The sequence below is a fragment of the Flavihumibacter cheonanensis genome, assembly GCF_022352215.1.
In the GTDB taxonomy this organism is placed as follows: domain Bacteria; phylum Bacteroidota; class Bacteroidia; order Chitinophagales; family Chitinophagaceae; genus Flavihumibacter; species Flavihumibacter cheonanensis.
On sequence record NZ_JAKRWF010000138.1, the window covers coordinates 1 to 286 of the forward strand.

Here is a 286-nt window from a genome sequence, read left to right on the forward strand (position 1 = left end):
CCTCTTTGCAAGCGTCAGAATCCCACGGAGAGTCGTATCCGAGTATCCATCCTGCGTGGCGAGCATGTCCCTGACAAAGATGAATCCATTGATCTGTGAGAGGACTACTGCTACTGTTTCATCCTTACCCCGACCGGAGGGGTCCACAGCAATGATGGTTTGATTATATGGGACGTAATCAATGGTGCTCTTGGGTCGGTGCCATCTGTCGCCTGGAAGGGCCACGGCGGGCATGTCAAGGAGGGTCTCCTTATCAGCACCCCAAATCACGTCCGAAGGCCCCCGT

General features: G+C 54.9%; 1 protein-coding gene. It reads right to left on the reverse strand.

Annotated elements, in window-relative coordinates; all coding sequences use genetic code 11:
- The coding region (locus MD536_RS21430; RefSeq protein ID WP_239603823.1) for a hypothetical protein at positions 1-286 on the reverse strand (286 nt) is incomplete at both ends.